Source organism: Cryobacterium glaciale, from assembly GCF_004402535.1.
Lineage (GTDB): Bacteria > Actinomycetota > Actinomycetes > Actinomycetales > Microbacteriaceae > Cryobacterium > Cryobacterium glaciale.
The window spans coordinates 47,871-71,504 of the sequence record NZ_SOEY01000008.1 but is presented as its reverse complement, the minus strand read 5'-3'; the positions used below and the strand labels follow the sequence as shown (position 1 = coordinate 71,504).

The following is a 23,634-nucleotide window of genomic DNA, read 5'->3' as shown; positions in this document are numbered from 1 at the left end:
CGCTTAACCCGGCCGGCGACTGGATCCAGTCGCCGGCCGGTCCCACCAGCACCACCACACACGCACAAAGCCTTGAGGAGAGGTCATGACATCACGCAGGGAAGTCCTCCAGCTCGGCGCCTTCGGAGCGCTCGGACTGGCCGGCATGGAGGGCAACGACAATGTCGTTCCGACCGTGCCACTGCTCACCCAAAGCCTGCTAGCTCCCGCAAATATGCCGGTGCCCGATGCCGGCGTCTTTCGCCGCCCACCCGTGCTCGCCCCGTACCAGACCGGCTTCGATGACGGTGACCCCGACCGCCCGTTCGCCAAGTACGCGCTGACCCAAAAACTCGGCCAGGCCCAGTTCGATGTACCGCTGATGATCTCCGACGCCATGTTCAACGCCGACGGATCGCTTGGATACAACGACCGGCTGCACAGTAGCCTCTACGGCGACATCATCCTGGTCAACGGTGTTCCCTGGCCGACTATGAAGGTCAAGCCGCGTATCTACCGCTTTCGCGTGCTGGTCGCCTCGATCTCCCGCTCCTATCGCCCGACCCTGTCGACCGGCGACCCTGTCTATATCGTCGCGACCGATGGTGGCATGGTTCCGATCGTGCAGCCGGTTGCTTCCTGGCGCCACGGCACCGCCGAGCGGTACGAGATTCTGATCGACTTTCGCAAGTATCGGGTGGGGCAGAAGATCGAACTGAAGAATCTGAGCAACAAGAACAACGTCAACTTTGTGAACACCAATAAGATCATGCGCTTCGAGGTCGTTGCAGATTCCCGGTCTACGCGATTGGCCTCGCGGCGGTGCTGGGCGTGACCGTGGCCTTCGCCGCGTGGATCCTGTTCCCGCCGCGGCGGCGCCGTCTTCTGGCTAGCGCACTCGAGCGGGAGCAACCCGCTCGAGAGTGGCCATGACCGAGGTGCCGCCGCCCATCCAGGAGCGCACCTCGAGCGAGCCCCCGGCGACCTGGATGGTGTCGCGCATGATGCGCAGGCCGAGGTGATTGTCGGGGGCCCCCGCAGAGATATCAAATCCGCAGCCATTGTCGTGGATGAGCAGGATGGTCCGGTCGTCGTCCTGCATGAGGGTGAGTTCAAGAACGCCCGCGTGAGCATGCTTCATGGTGTTGGTGAGCACCTCGCGAGCTACTCGGTAGAACATGGCGGCGCGGTCGCGGTCGATGTCGCAGCTGGCCGGAATGTGAAGCTTGACTTCGATGCCGTGCTCGAGCAGCGGTGCGGTCAGGCGGGTCAGCGCGGCCGGCAGGCCGAGCTCTTCGAGGTCGGGGGGATACAGCGCAGTGGTCATAGCCCGCAGGGTTTGCACGTTTTTCTGCAGGATGGCTTTGGCCTGGCTGAACAGTGCACGGTTCTCCGGCGTCGAGTGCCGCTCTTCGGCCTCGAGGGCATACGACAGCCCGGCAAGATCCTGGATGACGTCGTCGTGCAGGTCGCGGGCGATGCGTTGGCGCTCCAGGTCGGACGCGTCGATGGCGTGTTGCAGGAGTTGGCGCTTGGTCGATTGGTGGCCCTGGATGCGCCGCGCCAGTTGTACGGCCGGAAACAGCTGGGCCAGCTGCAAGGCACCGAGGGACAGCAGGAACGCGGGGATGAGGCCGACTACGAGAGCATTCTGTTCGTCGCGGACCGCGTCGTCGTTGAAGTAGGCCTCGAAGATGAGGGGGTCACCGCTCGCCGATGAGGCGCGCACGTAGACCTCGACCAGCTCGCCGGCCTCGGTCTCGTTTTCGTCGCCGGGGTCCTTATGCAGCCCCAGGGTTGCTCGCCCCTTACCGTCGGCGAGCAGCTCGGGCGCCCAGGTCGGAAGTGTGAATTCCTGGCCGATCAACTCCGGAAGGTCGGAGTACACAATGCGGCCTGCGGGATCCCACACCTTGACGCGCACAATCGATCCATCGGAGATGCGGGGGGCCAACCGCTCATCCAGCCGCCGGGTCGCGCCGGGGTCACCCGCGAGGACGGCATCGGAAAGGATAGGCCCGACGGAGTAGTCGGCAAGGCGTTGGGCGTGCTGGATGGCATTGTCCATGGCGTTACGCTCGGAGAGTTCACGCACCCAGAGGGCGGCCGGTACAGCCACGAAAACCATCGCGAATATGCCCACCGCGAGAAATCGACTCACCGCGGCGCGAACCTCGGAGCGTTCTGTCGACCGGGCGCGGTCGCTGCTGCTGGCTCGAGGCTGCGCTGGTGCCCACTTAGACATGCTGGGCCGGCACCAGACCGAGTCGGGTCGCGATCACGACGGCCTCCAGCTGCGAATGAGCGCCGAGCTTGCCGAGGATGGCCTTGACATAGCCGCGACAGGTGTTCTCGGAAATGCCGAGAACCTTGGCGTTGGCCCGCACGTCGGAGCCCTCGCCCATGAGCCGGAGCACAGCGAGCTCACGTTTCGTCAGGTCGGGAAACGGGATGTCTTCGCTGTGCTGCCGACGCCGTGCGCTCAGCAGACTCACGAGTGAGGGATGCACGATGAAACCGCCGATGCGCGCGTGCCGCAGGGTGTCGAGCACCGTCGCGAGGGAGCCGTCCTTGGGCAGGAAGGCGCAGACACCGATAGCGGCGGCCTGTTCGAGGGCTTCCAGCGCCGGGTCCCCGGTGAGAATGACGATGCGGGTGTGTGGCGCGCGGGCAAGGATGGCCGTGGCCGCGACGAGGCCGCTGCCGTCGGGCAGGTGGTAGTCCATGACGACGACGTCGGGGACCAGTGCCAAGCATGCGGTGATGCCACTGGCCACGCTATTGGCTGAGCCGACGCTGCAGAGGTCGGATTCACGATTGAGGGAACCGGTGAGCAGCTCGGCAAAAGTGGTGTGGTCGTCGACGATGAGAATGCGAATCTGTGCGGTCGTGGACTGGGGCAAAGACGCGGTCGCTGTTGTGCCCTGCACGCTGGGTTCGCGAGGGGACATCTGCGCGGTCATTTGCGGTGACCTCTCTGCCCGTTCCCAAGCCTCGACGTTGACGGACAGCACGGCACTGTTCCGGTTGGCGACACCAGTTTCAGTACAATATGAGTTTTTGTCGAGTACTGTTTCTTTTGCCCCCCATATGGTAGGCATGTGGGCCGGCGAGTTGCCGGCTCAAGCGCGAGCGACGGCGCGTCGCAAAAATGACGTGACAACATCAGTAGCCTCCCGGAGGGAATCCGCGACCGGCTCTGGTCGGGGAGAAGTAGTGGCGGCAGGCCGGGAAACCGGCCCGGTCGCGGGCGCCGGGCGGAGTTGCTCGTGCAACATGAGCAGGGCCGAGAGCACGTTGGCCAGCTCGCCGTCGCCGTCGGCCGTCGCGCGCAGCAGCCGCAGCTGGGCCGCCCGCAGAATCGGGCCAGGAGCGCAGCCCAACTCGTTCTGCATAGCGTGGCGACACCGGTCGAAGGCCTGCAGGCCCTCGGCGTTGCGCCCGCTCGCTTCGAGTCCGAGCACTAGGGCCGTCCAGGCTCGTTCGTTCAGCGGTTCATCAGCCAGCGCCAGATTCGCCAACTCGAGGGCATCATCCATGCGGTGCAACGCCGCGGCGGTCTCCGAGGCGAGAATGCGGGCACCGGTGAGTCGTGCGGCGTGCAGGTCGCGCGCATCTGACGCCCAGGCCGGCACGAGTTCGTCGCCGAGCAGCGGAGCATTGGCGAGGTCGAGGGCGCGCAGCAGCAAGGGGTAGGCGAGGCCAGGAATGGTCTTCTGGGCGCGTTGCAGCAGGACATCGAACTGGTCGAGGTCGACCTCGACCAGGTCGCGGTCGAGGACGTAACCGCCGGTCGTGGTCTGGAGTGGGCCGAATTTTCCCGCGCCGGGCTGCAGGTGGCGGCGCAGCACGCTCACATAGCTTTCGAGGGTGGGCAAAGCTTCGACCGGGGCGCTGGCACCCCAGAGAAGTTCGATCAGGCGGTCCTTGGAAACCGGCTGCCCGAGATGCACAAGCAGAATCTCGAGAATCTGACGGGGTTTGGGACCGCCCAGCTGGTGGGCGTGCAGCACGACCGGCCCGCGTCGAATGGTCAGGTTGCCGAAAACGTGCACGGTCAGGTGGGCCATGGTTGTTATGGTGGGCTGTTCTCGTGTGTCGAATCCGGTTGTCATGACGACCTCCACAGTTGGAATGCGACCATGCTGCCCGGTTGCTCCCAGCCGGGGTAGCCGCGTGTGGAGGAGCGAATTACCCCCAATTTCGGGGATGGGTCAGGGCTCGGTGTGGTGCGCGGTGCCGAGTGACAGACGCGCTCCCTGCGGGCCGTCGAGAACCAGGGTGATCGCCCGGTTCGGGATCTCGAAAACCAGCGTCGCCAGAACAGATGTCCCGGCCGGCGTGTCTTGCCGGCCCGGGTCGACCCAGAACGCTGTTGCACGAGAGCCGACGCCGGACAGCGAGTAGTCGGCGGCGTCGAAAGTGAGGCCGGCGGCATCCGCTGTGGTGAGCTCGAGCAGGATGCGCACGCGGTGGGCGCCCGGCTCGGCGGGGTCGGCGAGGCGGTCGGCTGAGCGAGGCGGCACCCAACCGTCGGTTTCGAGCGGTATGACTGCGCTGATGCGGGCGAGCCCGCCGGGCACGGCGGCCGTGTCACCGAGCGGGGTGCTCGGCTTCGTTTAGGTGACCAGCAGCACGGCAGCCAGGGCGGCCATCACGAGCCAAGCGACGGCCAGCGGAATCAGGATCTTGCGGCCGCGCTGGAACAGGGTGCGCGTGGTGCCCGGCCGCGTCTGCCGCGTGGTCTCCGGGTGCTTCTCGCCGCCGTCGGGGCGCACCAGGCGCAGCGTCGCGTTCGCGGGGGTCATGGCGGAATTCTGGTACCGGCACCATGGGAAAAGCCTGCTGCTCGCGTTTCCGACGAGAAGCTGCGCGAATACGCCTCCCCGAGCGACGACTGGTACCTCGAGAATACCCGCGGCGACGACTCCCGCGGCATCCGCTCACCGAGCCCTGAACGTGACGCAGCCCCGAAGGGGAGGGGGCGGCCACGACCGGAGCGACTTTATGCTCAAGGCATGACCACCACTGTGAAAGATTTGCTCGCGCTCGTTCCGTCGCTCAACATTGACGGCGAACCATATACCTTCGAGGCGAAGGGCAAGACCCTGGTCGGTCAGTGGGACATCGTGAGTGCTGTCTCGCTGTACCCGACCGAAGCGGCCGCGATCGACAAGAAGTACAAGATCATCGTCTCCTTCGACGAGAAGGACGGCACCTACGATTACACCGAGAAGCAGACTTCAACGAGCGTCTCCGTGAACGGCGGGGGACTTTCCTTCGGTACGAGCACGTCGTCCGGAAAGTCGTCGAGCAAGCAGGCCAGCTTCGAATTCGGCGGGATCAACAAGACGAAGAACGGGGTCTCACCCGTTCTGGCCTACTCCTTCTCGACCTCGCAGATCAAGACGCCCCTGTTCGCGTTTCTGGAACAGAACGGCTGGACCAAGAAGAAGGGTTTCTTCGGTCGTCTGTTCAGCAAGTAGCCGTCTGTCGCCGACCCGATCGCGGCCCCACTGCAGCTCGACATCGCTGTTCCGGGGTGCTGCGACCTGCGCCGCGACCTGCGCGGCGGCGCGCGCTCGGCGCCGAAAGGTGGGCTGCGGCGGCTCGGTCTGCGCCAGCGTCCAGCGCAGGGTGTACGGCAGCCAGCCCCTTGGTGTGCAGATCACACAGCGCGCCAGCACCCTCGGCCGGGCTGAACTCGATCGGCCGGGCCTGCAGGTAGACGGCCGGCCACCACCGGGGCAGGTCGCGCGCGTTCGCCAGCGCCGCTGCCACCTCGGCGCAGCTGCCCGCGACGCGCCAGATCGTACGGAACTCAAAGTCTGTCGGCATGAGTACCTCCTGGAGCGAGTCATTCTGCCGCCCAGTATCGTCCTGCTTGCCCGAGTTCGACGGGGGCTGCGCTCGCCGAACCGCGAGTGCCTGGTGAAAACCGGCCCCGGGCTCGTGGTTCGGTGAACGGATGCGCCCGCTCGCGAGATCAGGCGGCAGCGCGATCAGCGATCAGGCCTCGTCGCCCGTGAGCACGCGAAGTGGCAGGTAGACCGAACTGCCCATCCGGGTGAACTCGGCCGACTTCTCGGCCATCCCGGCCTCGATGGCCTCGAGGCTGGTGAGGCCGTTCTCTGCGGCGTACACCCGCACATCCGCTGAAATGCGCATGGAACAGAACTTGGGACCGCACATGCTGCAGAAATGAGCTGCCTTGGCCGGGCCGGCCGGCAGCGTCTCGTCGTGAAAACTCTGCGCGGTGTCCGGATCGAGCGAGAGCGCGAACTGGTCGGTCCAGCGAAACTCGAAGCGGGCCCGACTGAGGGCGTCGTCGCGTTCCTGCGCGCGCGGATGCTGCTTGGCCAGGTCGGCGGAGTGGGCGGCGATCTTGTAGGTGATCACGCCGGTTTTCACGTCGTCACGGTTGGGGAGCCCGAGGTGCTCCTTCGGCGTGACATAGCAGAGCATGGCGGTGCCGGCCTGGGCGATGATGGCCGCGCCGATCGCGCTCGTGATGTGGTCGTAGGCTGGCGCGATATCGGTGGCAAGCGGACCGAGCGTGTAGAACGGGGCCTCCTCGCAGAGTTCCTCTTCCAGGCGCACGTTCTCGACGATCTTGTGCATCGGCACGTGGCCAGGCCCCTCGATCATCACCTGCACGCCGTAGGACTTCGCGACCTTGGTCAATTCGCCGAGGGTGCGCAGCTCGGCGAATTGGGCCTCGTCGTTGGCGTCGGCGATTGAGCCGGGGCGCAGGCCGTCGCCGAGCGAGAAGGTCACGTCGTAGCGGCGCAGAATTTCGCAGAGCTCCACGAAGTGGGTGTACAGAAAGCTCTCCTCGTGGTGGGCGAGGCACCAGGCGGCCATGATCGAGCCGCCGCGCGAGACGATGCCGGTGACCCGGTTCGCGGTGAGCGGAACGTACCGCAACAGCACACCGGCGTGCACGGTCATGTAGTCAACGCCCTGCTCGCACTGCTCGATCACGGTGTCGCGGTAGATCTCCCAGGTGAGCAGGGCCGGGTCGCCGTTGACCTTCTCGACGGCCTGATAGAGCGGAACGGTGCCCACCGGGATGGGCGAGTTGCGCATGATCCACTCCCGGGTGAGGTGGATGTCCTTGCCGGTCGAGAGGTCCATCAGGGTGTCGGCGCCCCAGCGGGCGGCCCAGACCATCTTCTCGACCTCCTCCGCGATCGATGAGGTCACGGCGGAGTTGCCGATGTTCGCGTTGATCTTCACCGTGAAGGCCTTACCGATGATCATCGGCTCGCTCTCTGGATGCTTGCGGTTGGCCGGGATGACGGCCCGGCCGCGCGCCACCTCGTCGCGCACGAGCTCGACCGAGACGCCCTCGCGCGCCGCGATGTAGGCCATCTCGGGCGTGACAATGCCGGCACGGGCCCAGACCAGCTGGGTGGTGGCGCCGTCGATGGGCAGCGGATGCTCCCACCCGTCCCGCGTCTTCGGCAGGCCGTTCTCCAGATCGATCGTGGCCGTGTCGTCGGTGTACGGGCCGGACGTGTCGTACAGGTCGAAGTGTTCGCCATTGCTGAGGTGCACTCGGCGCACCGGAATCTCCAGCCCGGGCCAGGCTGGCACCGGTTCGTAGCGTTTGCTGCTGCCCTGGATCGGGCCGGTCGTGATCGTTTCGGACATGGTTGTTTCGTCACTTGTGCGCATTGGTTTCGAACTTCCTACGCCGGCATTACCCGGACAGGTTCAACGGTCGACGGCCCTGGCCGTCCTCTCAGCTCGCTGGTGCGCGCTCCCGTGGTTTGTGTGTCTTCTGACTCCTCCACCCTAGCGCGGGTTGCGCGCCCGGGGGCTTTCCGGGCCGCAGGAGCGGGCCGTAGTCGTGGTCACCGCGCCCGTTGTAGGCCACCGCGCCACACATAGGTGGCGCGACGAACGGCAGCTGGCGCGGTGAACGCGCGCGGGGCATCCGTTCGGCGAACCGGGGGCATCCGCTCAGCGGGCGAGGGCGGCCAGCTCGGCGCGGGTCGAAGCGCCGACCTTGCGCAGCAGGTTGGCCACGTGGAACTTCACGGTGTTCTCGCTGATGGTCAGCGCCTCGGCTATCGCCTTGTTGCGCGCTCCCGAGGCGACGAGTTCGAGCACGCCGCGTTCGCGCGGGCTGAGGCCCCAGGCCGCCGCGGCAGTGACAGATGCCGTCGGGGCGTCGAGCGGCAGCGACACCGCCATCTCGGATCCCCAGCCCGCAGTCGCCTCGACATTGAGCGAGCCGCTGAGCGCGACGACGCGGGCGGCCAGCTGGCGCACGCTCGGCACCTCGGCGTCGAGGTCGCCCGGTCCGTCGTCGCGAATGCGGATGAGCAGGTTGCTGCCGTCGCAGTCCCACTGCACGCGCACCCGGCCCACGCCGGCCTGCTCGACCAGGGCGAGCACGGCGCCGCGCACGATAGCCCGGGCTTCGTGGGCGACCTCGCCGGGCAGTGCGCGCCCGTTGACCGGCGGCTCGATGAACTGCACGTCGAGGTCGCCAAAACGCACGAGCGGGCGCAGGTCGTTCTTGAGGCGTTCGAAGGCGCGGGCCACGGGTTCCTCGGTGAGGCTGCGATCGAGGTCGCTCACCGCACGCAGGGCCACCATCGCGGCGGCGGCCAGTTCGGTGGCCTTCTGCCGGGCAATGGTGTCGCTCGTACTGCCCGAGCGCAGCACGGCGAGCAGCGATTCCAGCGTCGTCGCGTGCGCATCGGTGAGGTCGGCGATGAGTTTGGAGCGTTCGGCGGCCGCGGTGCGGGCGGTCTGCGCGGTTTGCGCGGCCTGCGCGGCCTGCGCGGCCTGCACGGTGGAGTCGACGGGGAAAGTCATGCCCTCAGCCTATCCGAGCCATCCTCCAGGCCCGCCCATCGCTATCCGTTTGGGTAGTTAAACCGTTCGTTTGGCGGGCCGCATACCCGCTCGAAAGAGTGGAGCATTGACCTATGACCGAAATGACAACCACCCCGACAACAGCGGATGCCCTCGGCCTCATTTTCGCCGAGAACAGCCGCGTCGTCGACGCGCTGCGGGCATCCGCTTCGTCACTGGATGATGCGGCGAGTCTGCTCGCTGCGGCACCGCGAGTGTTCGTGCTCGGGGCCGGCCGCTCCGGGTTGGCGCTCAAGATGACCGCGATGCGGCTCATGCACCTCGGCCTGGACGTGCACGTGGTCGGCGAGGTGACCAGCCCGGCGATCGCTGCCGGCGACGTGTTGCTGGTCGCGAGCGGATCCGGAACGACGGGCGCCATAGTGCGTGCCGCCGAGACGGCGCACGGCGTGGGCGCGAGCATTCTGGCACTGACCACGGCGGCCGCTTCAACGCTCGGGCGGCTCGCCGCGGTGACCGTGCTCATTCCTGCGGCGGCCAAGCAGGACCATGCGGGGCAGGTGTCGGCCCAGTATTCGGGCGGCCTGTTCGAACAGTCCGTGCTGCTGGTTGGTGACGCCCTGTTCCACACGCTCTGGAAGCTGAGCGGCCTTACGGCCGACCAGCTCTGGCCGCGTCACGCGAACCTCGAGTAGCGGTTTCCGGGCCCGGGCCCGGAAACCGGGCCCAGGTTAGATCATGGGCCCACTCTCCGGGCCCGGGCCCGGTCGCAACAATACTGACCCCCAACAGACACTCACCCCAACAGAAAGTAGAACCCATGAAGCTTCAGGTAGCAATGGACGTACTGACCACCGACGCCGCGCTCGCGCTCGCCGCCCAGGTCGCCCCGCACGTCGACATCATCGAGCTCGGCACCCCGCTGATCAAGGCTGAGGGCCTGCGCGCCGTCACCGCGATCAAGGCCGCACACCCCGACAAGATCGTCTTCGCCGACCTCAAGACGATGGATGCCGGCGAGCTCGAAGCCGACATCGCCTTCGCCGCCGGCGCCGACCTCGTGACCGTGCTCGGTACGGCCGGGGACAGCACCATCATCGGTGCCGTCGCCGCCGCGACCAAGCACGGCAAGGGCATCGTCGTCGACCTCATCGGCGTCGCCGACAAGGTCACCCGCGCCCGCGAGGTCACCGCGCTCGGCGCCCAGTTCGTAGAGATGCACGCCGGACTCGACGAGCAGGCCGAGCCCGGCTTCTCACTCGCCACGCTTCTGAACCAGGGCGAAACCGCCAGGGTTCCGTTCTCGCTCGCCGGTGGCGTGAGCCTGGCGACCATCGCCTCGGTGCAGCGCGCCGGGGCATCCGTCGCCGTCGCCGGTGGAGCCATCTACGGCGCCGAGGACCCGGCCGCCGCTGCCGCAGCCCTGCGCGCCGCGATCATCTAGCCTTCGATTCTCTTTCGGTGCCGTCCCGCGTCTGCGGGGCGGCACTTCTGCGTGAGCGGATGCCGGCGCTCGCCGTCCGCAGAATCCGTTCCGAGTCGAGCCTGGTCGCGTCGGATTTGGGACGGGGCTCGGGCCCCGTCCCAAAATGGACATGCTCACGAACCGCTCTGGAACGGATGCGCGCGCCGCCGTGTCGGAGGGCCCCGCTAGGCTGGTGGCGCTCGAGACCAGTCGGCGGCATCGTCGCCGCGAGAGGACGCGCCCCGCATGAGCAGCACCATTTTCGACCGAGCCCGGCCCGCCCAATCCGTCGTGACCGCCGCGCTCGCCGGCACCCGGCAGAGCTCCTTCTGGCTCTGCGATCTCGCGCCGCGCGCGAGCTATCCCCGGCTCTCCGGCGACCTGAGTTGCGACCTCGCGATCGTCGGCGGCGGCTACCTCGGCCTGTGGAGCGCGGTGCTCGCCAAGCAGCAGAATCCGGCGGCGCGAGTGGTGCTGCTGGAGGCGCGCACGGTGGGCTGGGCGGCATCCGGTCGAAATGGCGGCTTCTGCGAGGCCAGCCTCACCCACGGTGAGGAGAATGGCCGCAATCGCTGGCCGAAGGAGATCGACCGGCTGACCGCGCTGGGCCAGGAGAACCTCGACGGGATTGAGCGAGCGGTGGCAAGCCTCGGCCTCGACTGTGACTTCGAGCGCACCGGAGCCATCGACCTCGCGATCGAGCAGCACCAGGTCGACTGGCTGCGCGAGGAGTCGACCGACGAGAACACCGTGTTTCTCGACCAGGCGGCCGTGCAGGCCGAGGTGGCCTCGCCGACCTACCTGGCCGGGGTCTGGCACCGGCGCAGCAATGCCCTCGTGCATCCCGGCAAGCTCGCCGCCGAGCTCGCGCGGGTAGCCACCGATCTCGGCGTCGAAATCTTCGAGCACTCGCTCGTGCAGAACCTCGACACGACCGGGCTCAGCGCCGCCCAGGGCACCAGGGTCGTGAGCAAGGGCGGCACCGTGACGGCGCAGAAGACGGCCCTCGCCACGAACGTGTTCCCCTCGCTGCTCAAGCGCAACAAACTCGCGACCGTGCCGGTCTACGACTACGTGCTGATGACCGAACCGCTCGATGCGAGCCAGCTCGCCTCGATTGGCTGGCAGAACCGGCAGGGCCTGAGCGACCTGGCCAACCAGTTTCACTACTATCGGCTGAGCGCCGACAACCGCATACTGTTCGGCGGCTACGACGCCGTGTACCACTACGGGCGCAAGGTGCGCAGCAGCTACGAGAACCGCCCGGAATCCTTCGAAAAACTCGCGAGCCACTTCTTCACGACGTTTCCGCAGCTGGCCGGGGTGCGCTTCAGCCACAAGTGGGCCGGCGCCATCGACACCTCCACGCAGTTCTGCGCCTTCTTCGGCCAGGCACGCCACGGGCGCATCAGCTACGCGGCCGGGTTCACCGGCCTGGGCGTGGGCGCCACGCACTTCGCCGCCCAGGTCATGCTCGACCAGCTGGCTGGCCGCACCACGGAACGCACTGAACTGGCCATGGTGCGGGGCCGGCCGCTTTCGTTCCCGCCGGAACCCATCGCATCCGCTGGAATTCAGGTGACGCGCTGGGCGCTCAACCGGGCCGACCACAACTGCGGACAGCGCAATGCGCTGCTCAAAACCCTCGATGCGCTGGGGCTGGGGTTCGACTCCTAGTTACTCGGGCACGCGGGGTCACGGACGGCGCACGGCTGCACGCGCCCCCGGCAGGCCAGGAGTGCGTGCAGCGGCCGCGCATGCAAGATTTGGCCGCCTGAGGAACGCCAGGCAAGCGGATGACCGCCCTCACGGCCCGGCCAGACCCCCTGGCAGCCAGGAATCAACCGAGCAGCAGTTTGCCGAGCTGGTCGGTCGAGTGCACCACGGCGGTCGCGGCCTCGGCTTCGGCGGGGGAGCCGTAGCCCCACTCCACCAGGATCGCGGGAATGCCGTTGGCCTGCGCGCCGATGGCGTCGTAGCTGCGGTCACCGACCATGACGGCGCCACTCGTGTCGACGCCGGTCGCGGCCAGGCGGGCCAGGGCCTCGGCGACGATGTCGGCCTTGTGGCTGCGGGTGTCGTCGGCGGAGGCGCCGACCGTTGCCGTGAAGTACTTCGCGAGATCGAAGTGCGTGAGAATGGCGATCGCGCTCAGTTCGGGCTTGCTCGTGGCGAGGGCGAGCGGAATTCCGGCGGCGTGGATGCGCTCGAGCAGGCCGGCCACGCCGGGATAGACGGCCGTGTCGAGCGCTGCGGCACCGTGGTATTCGGCCCGGTAGACCGCGATGGCCTCCACGGCCTCGTCGGGGGTCATGGCCGCGTATTCCTGGAAGGCGTCGAGCATCGGCGGGCCGACGTACGCGATCAGGTCGGCAGCGGACGGAACGGGGCGGCCAAGCACGGTGAAGGTGCGGGTTAACGATGCGGTGATTGCCGGGGCGGAATCGGTGATGGTGCCGTCGAGGTCGAAGAGGATGGCGCTCCAGGTGCGCGTCAATGTTGCGTTCATTCGGCATAGCCTAGGCGGTTCGCACAATATGTACCCCATTTGCCCATTTTTCCTCAGCTTTCGCACGGGTTCGCACTGTCAACCGGGGTGCCGACGAGTTAGCCTGTTCCCTTGCCCTCCGAAAGGAACCCCGTATGCCTCACGCCCCGTCCCGCCTCATTTACGGATGCATGGGACTCGGCGGCGATTGGACCCCCGGGGTGGTCACCCCCGCCGCGATCGACCAGGCCGCTGCCGCGATCGAGGCCGCACTGTCGATCGGCGTGAGCGTGTTCGACCACGCCGACATCTACCGCTTCGGCAAGTCGGAGACGGCGTTTGGCGAGGTGCTGAAACGCACGCCGGGACTGCGCGAGCGCATCGAGATCCAAACGAAGTGCGGCATCCGCCTGGATGCCGACCACGCTCCCTACGACCTCTCCACGATCGTGGCGCGGGTCGACGACAGCCTCGCCCGCCTCGGCGTCGACTACGTCGACACCCTGCTGCTGCACCGACCCGACCCACTGCTCGAGCCCGCCGAGGTTGTTGATGCTGTGGCCGACCTGCACGCCGCCGGCAAGATTCGCGCGCTCGGCGTCTCGAACATGTCGGGGGCGCAGATCGCTTTTCTGCAGCGTGAGACGCCGCTGCCGATCGTGGTGAACCAGCTCGAAATGAGCCTCCTGCGTCGCGACTGGGTGGACAGCACGGTGCTGGTCAACCATCCGGATGCCGCCGACAACACGTTTCCGCACGGCACGCTCGAGTACTGCGCGAGCAACGGGGTGCGGCTCCAGGCCTGGGGCGCCCTCGCCCAGGGCCGGTATTCGGGGGCGCCGTTCGCTACGTGCACGGCGGCCGAGGAGGCGGCATCCGCTCTCGTGCAGACACTGGCCGAGGCGAAGAACACGACCCGCGAGGCCATCGTTCTCGGTTGGCTGATGCGGCACCCGGCGCGCATCGACCCGGTGCTCGGATCGAGCGACCCGACCCGCATTCGCGCCTGCGGCGATGCCGCTCACCAGGCGGCGACGATGACCCGCGATGAATGGTTCGCGCTGTATCTCGCGGCGCGCGGGCGGCCGCTGCCCTAAAAACTAGAACAGTTTCGAGGCTGTGTCGTCCAGCCCGCGCATGGCGTCGTAGTCGAGCAGCAGGCAGCGGATGCCGCGATCTTCGGCCAGTTTGCGGGCCTGCGGCTTGATCGTCTGCGCGGCGAAAACCCCGCTGACCGGCGCCAGATGCGGGTCACGGTTCATTAGTTCGAGGTAACGCGTGAGCTGCTCGACGCCGTCGATGTCGCCGTTGCGCTTGAGTTCGACCGCGACGGAGCGGCCGCTCGCGTCCTGCGCGAGGATATCGACCGGCCCGATGGCGGTCATGTATTCGCGGCGCACGAAGGTGAACCCCTCACCGAGCAGGTGGATGTGCTCGGCGAGCAGCTTCTGCAGGTGCGACTCGGCGCCGTCCTTGATCAGGCCGGGGTCGATGCCGAGGTCGTGCGCTGAGTCGTGCTGCACCTCGTAGACGCTGACCACGAGCTGGTCGGCGGTTTTGGCGTGGGTGACCGTCCAGAGGGCTGTGACGCCGGCATCCGCTTGATCGCTGTCGGGTTCGGAAATGGCGACCGAGCAGGGCGGGCTCATCCAATTGAGCGGCTTATAAGAGCCGCCGTCGGAGTGCACGAGCACACTGCCGTCGGACTTGATCATTAACAGGCGGGTGGCCATCGGCAGGTGCGCGCTGAGACGCCCGGCATAGTCAACGGAGCATTTCGCAATTACAAGGCGCACTGGACGAGCTTACGGCTTCGCGTCTGTGAAAGCGGATGCCGCCGGCCGCGCCGCCGGGGCCGCCAGTCCGGCCAGCACCATCAGTATCAGAATCAAGTACAGGGCATTGAGGAGGCCCCAGGCCTCGCCGAGCAGGCCGAGCACCGGCGGCCCGACCAGGAACGCGAAGTAACCGATGATGGCCACCGCGCTCACCCGGGCCGCCGCATTCCTGGTGTCGTCGGCCGCCGCCGACATGCCCACCGGAAACCCGAGCGAGGCGCCGATGCCCCAGAAAATGGTGCCCACATAAACGAGCGGGGTGTTCGGCGCGAGGATGAACAGTACGAGCCCTGCGATGCCGATGCCGGCGCACGCGCGCAGTACGGGTACCCGGCCGAATCGGTCGAGTACCGGCCCGCCGAGCACGCGGCCCACCGTCATGGCGGCCACGAACACGCCGAAGACGATCGCGCCGTCGGTGTTGCTGAGGCCGTGACCGTCGACCGAGGCGAGGGCAAGCCAGTCGTTGGCTGAGCCCTCGGCGAAGGTCATGCCGAGCACGATCACCCCGATCAGCAGTAGTTTGCGGTCCCGCCAGACGGCGAGGCTGTCGCTCAGGCGGGCGGGCCAGGCCTGCGTGGAGGCATCCGCTGGTTCAGCGGTCGGGGTTACCGCCGGCAGGAACCGCACGGCCACGACGATCGTGCCCAGTACCAGCACCGCCATCACCAGCAGGTGCCAGAACACCGACACGTGCAGAGCGGATGCGGCGGCGCCGCCGAGCGCACCGACCACCGTGCCGAGGCTGAAGCAGGCGTGCATGAGCGGCATGAGCGTGCGTCCGATGGCGCGTTCGGCGGCGGCGCCCTCGACGTTCATCATGACGTCGAGCGATCCCATGCCGATTCCGAACACGGCGAGGGCCGCGAACACGAACGGGGCTGAGGGGACGAGACTGACTCCCGCGCCCATAAAGACGAGGCCGGTGGCCGACAGCGTCGTGCTGAGGAGCATCGCCCGGCGTGCGCCGAGGCGACCGAGCAGACCAGCGGCGATCAGCAGGCCGACGACCGAGCCGGACGAGAGCCCGAAGATGAGCAGGCCGACCTGGGCAGTGTCGAGCCCGAGGCCGTCGCGCACGGCGGGAATCCGCGCCATCCAGCTGGCCAGGCCGAGCCCGGCCACGAAGAAGGCGGCGAACACGGCGTTGCGCCAGCCGAGCTGGGCTGGTCGCGTGCTGGTCGCGGGGGAGTGCGTCATCGGGCTCCTCAAGCAGCGGCCGGGAGGCCTCGGCAACGGGTGGGCGGGTGCTTTAACGGTACATCGATTGGCGCCGGGAAGCATCGCGGATCGTGCCGGTCGCAAGACGCTCCATGACGCCAGATGACCGAACACCGGTCACGATTCGCACCCCCGGACGGGTTAGCGTAGCCTTACCTTGGTCGTTCAGTTCCCACACCTCTGGAGAAAAATGCGCATCCCCTTTTCTGTCGCCGCGCTCGTTGCCGGCGCCACCGTTCTCGCCCTCGCCGGGTGCACGCAAGCCGCCGAGCCAGCAGCCACAGCGGAAACCAGCGACGGCGCGTTCACCCTCTACTCCGGGCGCGACGAAGCGCTCATCCAGCCGCTCATCGACCAGTTCGAGGAGCAGAGCGGCATCACCGTTGAGGTGCGCTACGGCAACACCGCCGAGCTCGGCGCCCTGCTGCTCGAAGAGGGCGACGCCACCCCCGCCCAGGTCTTTCTCGCGCAAGATGCCGGCGCACTCGGCGCCCTCGCCAACGCCGACCTGTTCGCGACCCTGCCGGCCGCGACGACCGACGCGGTTCCGGCCGGATTCACCTCGACCGACGACACCTGGGTCGGCGTCACCGGCCGGGCCCGCGTGATCGCCTACGACAGCGAGGCGATGAGCGCGGCCGACGTGCCGGCATCCGTTGACGCCTTCACCGACCCGGCCTGGGCCGGAAAGTTCGGCATCGCGCCGACGAACGCGAGCTTCCAGGCGTTCGTCACCGCCTACCGCGTGCTGAACGGTGAGGAAGCCGCTGACGAGTGGGTCAAGGCCATCGCCGCGAACAGCCCGGTCATCTTCGACAACAACCGCGCCATTCTCGCCGCCGTCAACGACGGGGTCATCGAGGCCGGACTCATCAACCACTACTACTGGTTTGCGATGGCCGCCGAGACCGGCGAAGAAAACATGCGTGCCCAGCTCTCCTACCCAGAGGCTGGCGACGCGGGCTCCATCGTGAACGTGGCCGGGGCCGGCCTGCTGGCCGGAGCGGCAGAAGATGCCGACGCCCTCGAGTTCATCGATTACCTCGTGGGTGCCGAGGCGCAGCAGTACTTCGTCGATGAGACCTTTGAGTACCCCTTGATCGCGGGCATTGACGCCCCGGCCGGCCTGCCGGAGCTTGACTCGCTGATCAACCCCGAGCTCGACCTCGCCGACCTCGACACCCTCGAAGACACCCAGGCGCTGCTCGGCAAGCACGGCCTGATCTAACATTAAGGCAGTGAAGGCGCGGTTGCGGGCTCAGGTCGGCAGCCGCGCCCTACCCTGCGTCGGGAGCCCCTCGTGACCGAGTTGCTCGGTCCACCGCTCGAAACGGATGCCCCGCCACCACCCCGCGCGCCCGGCCGGTATCGCTTCGGCGCGCCACCCTGGCTTCTGGTGCTCGCAGCCCTGTGCGCGGCGACCGCCGCCATCCCGCTGGTCTACCTCGTCGTGCGTACGACCGAGGCCGGGCTCACCGAACTGCTCGCGACGCTCGTGCGTCCGCGGGTGCTGCAGCTCACGGTCAACACCGTGCTGCTCGCCGGGGCCGTGACGCTGTCGTGCCTCGTGCTCGGCACGATCTGCGCTTGGATCCTCACGCGCATCCGCTTCTCGTTCCAGCGCATGCTGCTGCTGGTCTCGGCGCTGCCGCTCGCGGTGCCGAGCTACCTGGCCGCCTACGGCTGGCTGGTCTGGTTTCCGCAGCTCCATGGCTTCTGGGCCAGCTGGTTCGTCATGACCATGGTCTGCACCCCCTACGTGACCCTGCCGGTGGCGGCGGCGCTGCGCGGGGCATCCGCTGATCTGGAATCGGTGGCCCGCACCCTCGGTCGCGGCCCGCTGCGGGCGTTCGTGGCCGCGACCTGGCCGCAGATTCGGCCGGCCGCGATCGCCGGGGCGCTGCTCGTGTGCCTGTACTCGCTGAGTGATTTCGGGCTCGTCTCGATGCTGCGGTTTCAGACGCTCACCTGGGGAATCAATGCCGCCTACGGGGCGAGCTTCGACCGCAACCAGGCCGCGCTGCTCGCCCTCGTGCTCGTCGTGCTCGCCCTCGTGGTGGTGGCCGGCGAGCGGCGCAGCCGCCGCCAGGTCTCCAGTGTTCCCGGTCGCAGCACCATGCCGGCCCGCCCGGCAGGAAAATACGGCGTCGTCTATGTCGCGGTGCTGCTCGCCGCGCCGCTGGCCGGGGTCGTGGTGCCGGTGGTCGGGTTGCTCAGCCGCCTGCTCGAAGCGGAAACCCTGCGCGCGATCGACGTGCCGCGCCTGATCGAAGCGATCGGCGCGACCCTCGGGCTCGCCCTGGCCGCCGCCGTGGTCGCTGTGCTCGTGGCCCTGCCGATTGCCGCGCTCGCGGCCCGGTACCGCGGTCGCCTGGTCGCCGTGATCGAGGCCGTCGGGTTTCTTGGCCATGCCCTGCCCGGCATCGTCGTGGGCCTTTCTCTCGTGTTCTTCGCGCTCGCCGCGGTTCCGATGTTCTATCAGACGTCGGTCGTGCTCGTCTTCGCCTACGTCGTGCTGTTCATGCCGCGGGCGATCGGCAGCGTGCGCAGCGGCATCGCCGCGGTGCCGACGAGCCTCGGCGATGTCTCCCGCATGCTCGGACTCTCGCCGTTCCAGGCCTGGTGGCGGGTTACCGCGCGCCTCGCGCTGCCCGGCATCGCGATCGGCGCACTGCTCGTGGCCATCTCGGCCATGAAAGAATTGCCAGCGACGCTGCTCCTGCGGCCGACGGGCGTTTCGACGCTCGCGACCGAGTTGTGGAGTCGCACGGCCCTGTTCGAGTTCGGCGCTGCGGCGCCCTACGCGGCGGCGCTCGTGCTCGTGGCGATGGTGCCCGCGGTGCTGCTGTCCGGTATCCGCGGCACGGCAAGGGAGAACTAGTGGGCTGGGTAACGATCGAGGCGCTGAACGTCGCCTACGGTGACCGTCGGGTACTCGACGACGTCAGCCTGCGCATTCCGCGCGGCTCACTCGTGGCCGTTCTCGGCCCGAGCGGATGCGGCAAGACCACCCTCCTGCGCGCGGTCGCGGGTCTGCTGCCGGTCACCTCCGGCACGATCACGGTCGGCGGGCGCCTCGTCACCGGACCCGGCGTGCAGCGAGCCCCGGAAAAGCGCGGCATGGGCTGGGTTCCGCAAGACGCCTCGCTGTTTCCGCACCTGTCGGTCGGCGAGAACATCGGTTTCGGGCTGCCCCGCACCAGGCAGAGCGACGAACTCTACTGCGAGCCGGGTGACGCCCCCCGGGGAGTAGCCGGTCTCTTCGCCGGTCTCACCCGCCAAGGGCGAGCGGCCCGCGCGCGCCCAGCCGCGCTGCATTCGACCCCCCTCACCCCGGCGCCGATCAGCCCCGACCGCGGCCGCCAGACCAGCCGCGCGGCCCGCATCGCGGAGCTCGCCACCCTCGTGGGCCTGGCCGAACTCGTGGATCGCGCCCCCTCGCAGCTTTCCGGTGGCCAGGCCCAGCGCGTGTCCCTGGCCAGGGCGCTCGCCCCCCGCCCCGACCTCATGCTGCTCGATGAACCCTTCGCGGCCCTCGACCCGCTGCTGCGTTCGGCCCTGCGCCTCGAAGTCGCTGCCCTGCTGCGCGGCCAGCACAACACGAGCCTGCTCGTGACCCACGACCAGGAAGAGGCGCTCTCCCTCGCCGACTTCGTCGCCGTCATGCGCGGTGGTGAGATCCTGCAGTTCGGCACCCCCGCCGACGTCTACGAGCGCCCGGTCGACCCCTGGGTCGCCGGGTTCGTCGGCGATACCGTGGAACTCGACGGGGTCTGGCAGGGCGGCCGCGTCGACTGCGGCCTCGGCTCGCTCCCGGCGGACTGGATGGGGGCGCGGGGCGCAGCATCCGCTCCCGCCGACGGAACGAGCGTGCGCGTGCTGCTCCGCCCGGAATGGCTGACCCTCGCCGCCCCGTCAACCGGGCGACAAACGGATGCCGTCACCACCGCCATCGCGTACGCCGGCCACGACGCCCTGGTGAGCTTCACCCTCGCCGGCGGCCTCGTCGTTCGTGCCCGCGTCGCAGCCCCCGACCTGCCGCGCGTCGGCGAGCGGCTGACCCTCGGAGTGCGCCAGAACGCCCTCGCCTACCCGCTCGCCTACCCGCTCGGCTAACGCCGGGGGCGCGGCCTTATGGCGCACGCGCTGGCGATTGCTGCACGCGCCCCCGGCACGCCACTAGCGCACGCAGGTATCGGGCGCGCGAGCAGCAGCCCGCAGCGCCGGGGAGAGGGGCGCACGCAGGTATCGGGCGCGCGCGCAGCAACCGGCGGCGCCGACCCGGTGACCGAGCCAGCGCCCCGAACGGGGGACCTTCGGCCCTCGCGCGGCTTGGCCGCCGCTGGTTAGAGTGAGCCTGCCCGCCGATGAGGGGGAGCGAAAACTCGAAACGAGGCACCATGGCCGGCCACACGAACGCCCCCGGGCAGTCGGTGACCAGCCGCGTGCTGAGCATTCTGGCGGCATTCGAGCACAGCGCATCCGCTCGGTCGCTGTCGGAGATCAGCCAGGAGAGCGGGCTGCCGCAGAGCACCGCTCACCGCCTGCTCGGCGAACTCGAGGCCTGGGGCGCCGTTCAGCGCGACGCCCAGGGTCGCTACCAAATCGGCCTGCGCCTCTGGGAACTCGGCCAGCACGCCGGCCGTAAGCTGCGCGACGTGGCCCGCCCCTACCTGCAGGACCTGTTCGGGCTCACCCAGGAGACCGTGCATCTCGCCATTCGTGACGGTGCCGAGGTGCTCTACATCGACCGGGTCTACGGCAGCCGGCGCGTGCCGCAGGCCAGCCGGGTGGGCGGTCGCCTGCCGCTGCACGCCACCGCCGTGGGACGCGCCATTCTCGCCTTCGAAGAGGAGTGGGTGCAGAACGCCGTTCTCGACGGCGAACTCGTGCGCCGCACTCCGCTCACCAAAACCGACCCGGCCGAGCTGCGCCGCGAGCTCGGCAAGATCAGGGAACAAGGGTTCGCCCTCGCCTCCGAAGAGGTGCGGCAGGGCTCGTGCTCGCTCGCGGTGCCCGTGTTCCAGGCGTCGGGGCAGATTTTCGGCGCGCTCGGCATCGTTCTGCCGACCTCGCGCGCGCACCAGCTCGAGCGCTACCTGCCCGTGTTGCAGGGCACGGCGCAGCGCATCCAGGCCGGAATCGCGCACCTGCCGCCTGCCACCCTGCGGCTGCCGGCCAGCGTGCCAAAACCTGCCCTGCCGTGAAGCCACTTCCATCCAGTGGGACAGCGCGGCAATTGCGGCCATCAACGCGTCTTAGATAGACCTCGTCGACCTCAACGTTGAGAACTGCAGACCAAGGAGCACTCGTGACCGCTCAACCCGCACTCGCCCACCCGGCCGCCGCCACCGGCCAATGCCCGGTCGCCCACGGCGCCCCCGTCAAAGACCGTGCCGAAAGCGCGCACACCGCACACCACGGCTACGCCCCCTTCGCGATGACCGACCCGTTCCCGTCCTATGCCGCCCTGCGCGAGAACGAACCGGTCATGTTCGATGAGGAGATCGGCTACTTCGTCGTCTCCCGCTACGTCGACGTCAAGGCCGCCTTCGACAACTGGCAGGTCTTCAGCAGCGAGAACGCCCAGGCCCCGGTGCGAGCCCGCGGTGCCGCTGCCGCGAAAATCATGAACGACGGCGGCTTCACCGCCTACTCCGGCCTCAGCGCCCGCATTCCCCCTGAACACACCCGCATGCGCGCCATCGTGCAGAAGGAGTTCACGCCTCGCCGCTACAAGAAGCTCGAACCCACCATTCGCGAGAACACCGCGCGTCTACTGCAGCAGATGCTGGCCCATCCCACTGGACGCGGCGACTTTCTGAAAGACGTCGCGGTGGACATCCCCACGATCACCATCCTCGGGCTGCTCGGTGTGGGTCCGGAAATGGTCTCGACCTACAAGAAATGGTCGGACTCCCGCGCCGCGATGACCTGGGGCGATCTGAGCGACGACGAGCAGATTCCGCACGCACGCAACCTCGTCGACTACTGGACCGAGTGCCTGCGCCTGGTCGCCAACGCGCACGAGCAACTCGCCAACGGCGAGAACGGCGACAACCTGGTCTTCGACCTCGTGCAGGCACAGTCGACCGGCTCCGAGATCTCCGACCACGAGATCGCCTCGGTCTGTTACAGCCTGCTCTTCGCCGGACACGAAACCACCACGACGCTCATTTCCAACACCATTCGCGAGTTGCTCGCCCATCCCGCCGAGTGGCAGAAACTGCTCGAGGATCCGAGCCGCATCCCGGCCGCGATCGACGAGACCCTGCGTTTCTCCCCGAGCATCGTCGGTTGGCGGCGCAAGGCGCTCGTCGACACCGAGATCGGCGGAGTGCAGATTCCGGCCGGGTCGAACATCCTCTTGCTCATGGGGTCGGCCAACCGTGACGGCGACACCTTCGAGCAACCCGAAACCTTCGACATCAACCGCGTCAACGCCCGCAACCACCTGTCATTCGGCTTCGGCATCCACTACTGCCTCGGCAACATGCTCGCCAAGATGCAGGACAAAATCGTCGTTGAAGAGACCCTGAAGGCGGCCCCCGACCTGCGTCTGGTCGACGCCGAGAAGATCGTGTTCGGAGACAACCTGTCGTTCAGGGCGCCCACCGCGGTGCCCGTCACCTGGGGAGAAACGAAGTGAACATCGCACCGTACATTCAGTTCTTCGATGGCGCCGACCAGCCCCGCCACGACCTACTCGGCGGCAAGTGCGCCTCGCTCGTCGCTCTCACCCAGGCCGGCATGCCGGTGCCGCCCGGATTCGCCATCACCACCGCCTCCTACGATGCTTTCATCGCGGCCGCCGGTATTGAGCAGGACATCCACGCCCTGCTGGCCAACCTCGACGCCGACGACGTGGCCGAGGTCGACCGGGTCTCGGCGCAGTTGCGCTTCGAGATCGAGAGCCGCCCGGTGCCCGCCGACGTGCGCGCCGACTTCGTGGCCGCGTACCACTCGCTCCAAGCGCGGTTCAGCGAGCCGGTCCCGGTGGCCGTGCGGTCCTCCGCGACCGCCGAAGACCTGCCAGACGCGAGCTTCGCCGGTCAGCAGGACACCTACCTCTGGCTCAACGGCGTCGACGACGTCACCGAGCACATCCGCCGCTGCTGGGCCTCGCTGTTCACCTCCCGCGCCATCACCTACCGGCTCAAGAACAACATCCCCAACGAGGGCCTCTCCATGGCCGTCGCCGTGCAGAAGATGGTCAACGCCCGCGCCGCCGGCGTCGCCATCACGATGGATCCCACCACCGGCGACCGCTCCAAAATCGTCGTGGAGGCCTCCTATGGCCTCGGCGAACTCGTCGTCTCCGGCCTCGTCACCCCCGACAATGTCACCGTCGACAAGATCATGCTCATGGTGGTCAAGCGGGTGATCGGCGACAAGCACGCCGAACTCGTACCCGACCCGGCCAACACGGGCCTGGTCGAACTCGAGGTCTCGGTCGCGCGCCGCGCCGTGCTCTCGATCAGCGAGACCGAGATCACCGCCATCGCGACGATCGCCAAGAAGGCCGAAAAACACTTCAAATGCCCGCAGGACATCGAGTGGGCCCTCGACCGTGACCTGCCGGACGGCCAGAACCTGTTGCTGCTGCAGTCCCGACCCGAGACCGTGCACTCCTCCGGCACGAAAGCGGATGCCGCCGGCCCCGCGGACTCGAGCACTGGCTTCGGCATCGAGAGCATCACCCGATCACTCCTGGTGCAGGCCGGTAAGGCAACGGACTAACCCGACCCGCAGCATCCGCTCGCGCAGTATCGCACGTGCAGAATACCCACCCGCGCACCACCTTCGAGAAC

Annotated in this window: 22 protein-coding genes and 1 riboswitch; of the genes, 12 read left to right on the top strand and 10 right to left on the bottom strand. The window is 68.0% G+C overall.

Features of this window, described 5'->3' with window-relative positions:
• The first annotated feature begins 85 nt into the window (after window positions 1-85).
• Window positions 86-814, top strand: coding sequence for a cupredoxin domain-containing protein (locus E3O06_RS05125; protein ID WP_241979879.1), 729 nt, complete (start codon window positions 86-88; stop codon window positions 812-814).
• A 54-nt stretch (window positions 815-868) separates the two neighbouring features.
• Here E3O06_RS05125 and E3O06_RS05120 read toward each other — a convergent pair whose 3' ends face one another.
• The 5 genes from E3O06_RS05120 to E3O06_RS05100 form a co-directional block, all read right to left on the bottom strand.
• Window positions 869-2,140, bottom strand: a complete 1,272-nt coding sequence (locus tag E3O06_RS05120; protein ID WP_166788109.1) for a sensor histidine kinase — start codon at window positions 2,138-2,140, stop codon at window positions 869-871.
• A 76-nt stretch (window positions 2,141-2,216) separates the two neighbouring features.
• Complete coding sequence (locus tag E3O06_RS05115) at window positions 2,217-2,942, bottom strand: response regulator transcription factor (protein ID WP_166788108.1); 726 nt, start codon at window positions 2,940-2,942, stop codon at window positions 2,217-2,219.
• 159 nt (window positions 2,943-3,101) lie between these two features.
• Window positions 3,102-4,049: a BTAD domain-containing putative transcriptional regulator gene (locus tag E3O06_RS05110; RefSeq protein ID WP_241979877.1), complete on the bottom strand. Its 948-nt coding sequence runs from the start codon at window positions 4,047-4,049 to the stop codon at window positions 3,102-3,104.
• 144 nt (window positions 4,050-4,193) lie between these two features.
• Window positions 4,194-4,562, bottom strand: coding sequence for a hypothetical protein (locus E3O06_RS05105; protein ID WP_134501915.1), 369 nt, complete (start codon window positions 4,560-4,562; stop codon window positions 4,194-4,196).
• Window positions 4,563-4,598: 36 nt separating this feature from the next.
• Window positions 4,599-4,787, bottom strand: coding sequence for a hypothetical protein (locus E3O06_RS05100; RefSeq protein WP_134501914.1), 189 nt, complete (start codon window positions 4,785-4,787; stop codon window positions 4,599-4,601).
• 210 nt (window positions 4,788-4,997) lie between these two features.
• Between E3O06_RS05100 and E3O06_RS05095 the strand changes: the two genes are divergently transcribed.
• A complete protein-coding gene (locus E3O06_RS05095) occupies window positions 4,998-5,465 on the top strand; it encodes a hypothetical protein (protein WP_134501913.1) in 468 nt (155 codons plus the stop codon).
• A 523-nt stretch (window positions 5,466-5,988) separates the two neighbouring features.
• Here E3O06_RS05095 and thiC read toward each other — a convergent pair.
• Both thiC and E3O06_RS05085 read right to left on the bottom strand, forming a co-directional pair.
• Window positions 5,989-7,635, bottom strand: a complete 1,647-nt coding sequence (gene thiC / locus E3O06_RS05090; RefSeq protein WP_277612241.1) for a phosphomethylpyrimidine synthase ThiC — start codon at window positions 7,633-7,635, stop codon at window positions 5,989-5,991.
• Between the two features lie 18 nt (window positions 7,636-7,653).
• A riboswitch (TPP riboswitch) is annotated at window positions 7,654-7,762 on the bottom strand.
• Between the two features lie 185 nt (window positions 7,763-7,947).
• Window positions 7,948-8,811 carry a response regulator transcription factor gene (locus E3O06_RS05085; RefSeq protein ID WP_134501911.1) on the bottom strand — a complete coding sequence of 288 codons (864 nt, stop codon included), beginning with the start codon at window positions 8,809-8,811 and terminating at the stop codon, window positions 7,948-7,950.
• A 113-nt stretch (window positions 8,812-8,924) separates the two neighbouring features.
• Between E3O06_RS05085 and hxlB the strand changes: the two genes are divergently transcribed.
• From hxlB to E3O06_RS05070, 3 genes are all read left to right on the top strand, one after another.
• Window positions 8,925-9,506: a 6-phospho-3-hexuloisomerase gene (gene hxlB, locus E3O06_RS05080; protein ID WP_420898867.1), complete on the top strand. Its 582-nt coding sequence runs from the start codon at window positions 8,925-8,927 to the stop codon at window positions 9,504-9,506.
• Between the two features lie 125 nt (window positions 9,507-9,631).
• Window positions 9,632-10,255 (top strand): 3-hexulose-6-phosphate synthase, encoded by a 624-nt coding sequence (hxlA, locus tag E3O06_RS05075; protein ID WP_134501910.1) that lies wholly within the window; start codon window positions 9,632-9,634, stop codon window positions 10,253-10,255.
• Between the two features lie 267 nt (window positions 10,256-10,522).
• Window positions 10,523-11,953 carry an NAD(P)/FAD-dependent oxidoreductase gene (locus tag E3O06_RS05070; protein WP_134501909.1) on the top strand — a complete coding sequence of 477 codons (1,431 nt, stop codon included), beginning with the start codon at window positions 10,523-10,525 and terminating at the stop codon, window positions 11,951-11,953.
• A 163-nt stretch (window positions 11,954-12,116) separates the two neighbouring features.
• Here the strand turns inward: E3O06_RS05070 and E3O06_RS05065 are convergent, their stop codons facing one another.
• The gene (locus E3O06_RS05065; protein ID WP_134501908.1) at window positions 12,117-12,785 is read right to left on the bottom strand and encodes an HAD hydrolase-like protein; all 669 of its coding nucleotides are present in this window, start codon (window positions 12,783-12,785) and stop codon (window positions 12,117-12,119) included.
• A gap of 134 nt (window positions 12,786-12,919) precedes the next feature.
• Here E3O06_RS05065 and E3O06_RS05060 point away from each other — a divergent pair, with 134 nt between their 5' ends.
• Complete coding sequence (locus E3O06_RS05060) at window positions 12,920-13,861, top strand: aldo/keto reductase (protein WP_241979875.1); 942 nt, start codon at window positions 12,920-12,922, stop codon at window positions 13,859-13,861.
• A 3-nt stretch (window positions 13,862-13,864) separates the two neighbouring features.
• Here E3O06_RS05060 and nucS read toward each other — a convergent pair whose 3' ends face one another.
• Window positions 13,865-14,560: an endonuclease NucS gene (gene nucS, locus E3O06_RS05055; RefSeq protein ID WP_134501907.1), complete on the bottom strand. Its 696-nt coding sequence runs from the start codon at window positions 14,558-14,560 to the stop codon at window positions 13,865-13,867.
• A gap of 9 nt (window positions 14,561-14,569) precedes the next feature.
• Complete coding sequence (locus E3O06_RS05050) at window positions 14,570-15,802, bottom strand: MFS transporter (RefSeq protein ID WP_134501906.1); 1,233 nt, start codon at window positions 15,800-15,802, stop codon at window positions 14,570-14,572.
• Window positions 15,803-16,013: 211 nt separating this feature from the next.
• Here E3O06_RS05050 and E3O06_RS05045 point away from each other — a divergent pair, with 211 nt between their 5' ends.
• From E3O06_RS05045 to E3O06_RS05020, 6 genes are all read left to right on the top strand, one after another.
• Entirely contained in the window at window positions 16,014-17,051 is a 1,038-nt protein-coding gene (locus E3O06_RS05045) for an extracellular solute-binding protein (protein WP_134501905.1), read from the top strand.
• Between the two features lie 72 nt (window positions 17,052-17,123).
• Window positions 17,124-18,704 carry an ABC transporter permease gene (locus tag E3O06_RS17775; RefSeq protein WP_198415782.1) on the top strand — a complete coding sequence of 527 codons (1,581 nt, stop codon included), beginning with the start codon at window positions 17,124-17,126 and terminating at the stop codon, window positions 18,702-18,704.
• A complete protein-coding gene (locus tag E3O06_RS17920) occupies window positions 18,704-19,939 on the top strand; it encodes an ABC transporter ATP-binding protein (protein WP_241979873.1) in 1,236 nt (411 codons plus the stop codon). Before E3O06_RS17775 ends, E3O06_RS17920 begins: the two co-directional genes overlap by 1 nt.
• A gap of 284 nt (window positions 19,940-20,223) precedes the next feature.
• Window positions 20,224-21,030 carry an IclR family transcriptional regulator gene (locus E3O06_RS05030; RefSeq protein WP_134501903.1) on the top strand — a complete coding sequence of 269 codons (807 nt, stop codon included), beginning with the start codon at window positions 20,224-20,226 and terminating at the stop codon, window positions 21,028-21,030.
• A 104-nt stretch (window positions 21,031-21,134) separates the two neighbouring features.
• The gene (locus E3O06_RS05025) at window positions 21,135-22,472 is read left to right on the top strand and encodes a cytochrome P450 (RefSeq protein ID WP_241979872.1); all 1,338 of its coding nucleotides are present in this window, start codon (window positions 21,135-21,137) and stop codon (window positions 22,470-22,472) included.
• The gene (locus E3O06_RS05020) at window positions 22,469-23,563 is read left to right on the top strand and encodes a PEP/pyruvate-binding domain-containing protein (protein WP_134501902.1); all 1,095 of its coding nucleotides are present in this window, start codon (window positions 22,469-22,471) and stop codon (window positions 23,561-23,563) included. Before E3O06_RS05025 ends, E3O06_RS05020 begins: the two co-directional genes overlap by 4 nt.
• Window positions 23,564-23,634: the final 71 nt, after the last annotated feature.

What these genes read in the sequence shown, in the direction of transcription:
- E3O06_RS05125 (WP_241979879.1), top strand. Translation starts at nt 86, where the DNA reads ATGACATCACGCAGGGAAGTCCTCCAGCTCGGCGCCTTCGGAGCGCTC.
- E3O06_RS05115 (WP_166788108.1), bottom strand. Translation starts at nt 2,942, where the DNA reads ATGACCGCGCAGATGTCCCCTCGCGAACCCAGCGTGCAGGGCACAACA.
- E3O06_RS05110 (WP_241979877.1), bottom strand. Translation starts at nt 4,049, where the DNA reads ATGGCCCACCTGACCGTGCACGTTTTCGGCAACCTGACCATTCGACGC.
- E3O06_RS05100 (WP_134501914.1), bottom strand. Translation starts at nt 4,787, where the DNA reads ATGACCCCCGCGAACGCGACGCTGCGCCTGGTGCGCCCCGACGGCGGC.
- E3O06_RS05095 (WP_134501913.1), top strand. Translation starts at nt 4,998, where the DNA reads ATGACCACCACTGTGAAAGATTTGCTCGCGCTCGTTCCGTCGCTCAAC.
- thiC (WP_277612241.1), bottom strand. Translation starts at nt 7,635, where the DNA reads ATGTCCGAAACGATCACGACCGGCCCGATCCAGGGCAGCAGCAAACGC.
- E3O06_RS05085 (WP_134501911.1), bottom strand. Translation starts at nt 8,811, where the DNA reads ATGACTTTCCCCGTCGACTCCACCGTGCAGGCCGCGCAGGCCGCGCAG.
- hxlB (WP_420898867.1), top strand. Translation starts at nt 8,925, where the DNA reads ATGACCGAAATGACAACCACCCCGACAACAGCGGATGCCCTCGGCCTC.
- hxlA (WP_134501910.1), top strand. Translation starts at nt 9,632, where the DNA reads ATGAAGCTTCAGGTAGCAATGGACGTACTGACCACCGACGCCGCGCTC.
- E3O06_RS05070 (WP_134501909.1), top strand. Translation starts at nt 10,523, where the DNA reads ATGAGCAGCACCATTTTCGACCGAGCCCGGCCCGCCCAATCCGTCGTG.
- E3O06_RS05065 (WP_134501908.1), bottom strand. Translation starts at nt 12,785, where the DNA reads ATGAACGCAACATTGACGCGCACCTGGAGCGCCATCCTCTTCGACCTC.
- E3O06_RS05060 (WP_241979875.1), top strand. Translation starts at nt 12,920, where the DNA reads ATGCCTCACGCCCCGTCCCGCCTCATTTACGGATGCATGGGACTCGGC.
- E3O06_RS05050 (WP_134501906.1), bottom strand. Translation starts at nt 15,802, where the DNA reads ATGACGCACTCCCCCGCGACCAGCACGCGACCAGCCCAGCTCGGCTGG.
- E3O06_RS05045 (WP_134501905.1), top strand. Translation starts at nt 16,014, where the DNA reads ATGCGCATCCCCTTTTCTGTCGCCGCGCTCGTTGCCGGCGCCACCGTT.
- E3O06_RS05030 (WP_134501903.1), top strand. Translation starts at nt 20,224, where the DNA reads ATGGCCGGCCACACGAACGCCCCCGGGCAGTCGGTGACCAGCCGCGTG.